Origin of the sequence: Spirosoma sp. (assembly GCF_048594605.1) — a bacterium.
Classification (GTDB): Bacteria; Bacteroidota; Bacteroidia; order Cytophagales; family Spirosomataceae; genus Spirosoma.
In genome coordinates this window covers 1-1,542 of the sequence record NZ_JBMDWV010000196.1, presented here as the reverse complement: position 1 = coordinate 1,542, position 1,542 = coordinate 1, and the positions used below count along the sequence as shown (strand labels likewise).

Below are 1,542 nucleotides of genomic sequence, written 5' to 3'. Positions count from 1 at the left end.
GGTCTGGGTAGCCGCTGGTTTCCTGACTATAAAACGAACGGCCTGTTCGATGCCTATTACAGGACGTACAGCACGGGAGAGTCGATACGTTTCGATTTTCACTACGACGGCAGTGGCATTAATGTCTGGCTCGATATTATGTCGACCAAGATGGGTGATGAAGTGCTCGTTACGTTTAGCGATTACACGCCTATGAAGCAGCTTCAGCAGCAACTTGAGCGCTTGGTTGCAGACCTGCAGCGATCGAATAAAAATCTGGAGCAGTTTGCATACGTAGCCAGCCATGACTTGCAGGAGCCTTTACGGAAGATTCAGGCTTTTGGCGACATCATCCAATCGCAATATGCACCGAGCATTGGCGAGAGTGGAGCTGATATGATTCAGCGAATGCAATCGGCTGCTTCCCGGATGCAGATACTAATCAAGGATGTACTGGCTTACTCGCGTATTGCCACCAAACAGGAAACAGTCAAATCTGTTCAGCTGAACGAATTGATAGACAACGTAGTATCCGATCTCGAAACCGCTATTCAAGAGAAACAGGCTACGCTGTCGGTGGAAACGCTGCCCGTTCTACAGGGCGATCCGGCTCAGTTGCGGCAACTTTTTCAGAACCTGATCAGCAACGCGCTGAAGTTTACCAGGATCGACGAATCAGGTGTTCGTCCTTCCATTACAATAAAAAGTCGGCGAGTGACCGGGCGTGATTTCCCCACTCTGATTCCATCTTCTCATGCGGATGCTTCCTTTCATCTGATCGAAGTGATTGATAACGGTATTGGGTTTGATCAACGCCAGGCCCAGCGTATTTTTCAGGTGTTTCAGCGGTTACACAGCCGGAATCAGTACCAGGGTACCGGAATAGGATTGGCCATTGTTCAGAAAGTCGTCGAGAATCATCACGGCTATATTACAGCAGAAGGACGGCCGGGCGAGGGCGCTACGTTCCGCATTGCCTTACCGATTTAATTGGAGCTACGTATCAATTTTTATCCTGTCAGGTATGTGCTCCTGACAGGATAAATCCATTTTTCGCGGTTTACAGAACGGTTTTAAACAAGGCGTATGTATAATCCAGCCAGAAGGGAATAGTCTCCACATGCGTTTTGTTGGCCACCGGCGCGAATTGCACTACGGGCGAACCCAGCACATCGTGCATAGTCGTATAAGCTTTCAACGAGTTCAGAAAATACACCTGCGGATCCAGCGTGCCGTGCGTAAGTAGAAGTGGCACCATCGGCTTCCAGTTATAGTTGTCATTATCGGCCAGTGCTGCCAGAAAGTTCGTATCTGTGCCACTCAAAATGCCTGCCTTAAATTGATCGGTTAAGGCCTGGTCGAAAGGAACATTGATTGTAGCTAACTGCCGATTGGTTTGAATATCAGTCAGGTATTCAGGCTTGAAATAAGCGCTCAGTGGTCGACGTAGGGTAGGGTAAATGTCATTATACGTTAGGAGTACCCACAGGAATGCCCGGTTCCATTGCGCATTAGGCTGCGATGGCTGAACAGATAGCAGCGCTTTAGTGAAATTTGTTTTGT

The 1,542-nt window shown here is 48.5% G+C and carries 1 protein-coding gene and 1 pseudogene; one reads left to right on the top strand and one right to left on the bottom strand.

Annotated elements, in window-relative coordinates; all coding sequences use genetic code 11:
• On the top strand, positions 1-969 hold a 969-nt coding region (locus ACOJS8_RS12380; RefSeq protein ID WP_420148851.1), incomplete at its 5' end, for a sensor histidine kinase.
• Between the two features lie 70 nt (positions 970-1,039).
• Here the strand turns inward: ACOJS8_RS12380 and ACOJS8_RS12375 are convergent.
• Positions 1,040-1,542: pseudogene (locus tag ACOJS8_RS12375) on the bottom strand (phospholipase); the annotation flags it as partial.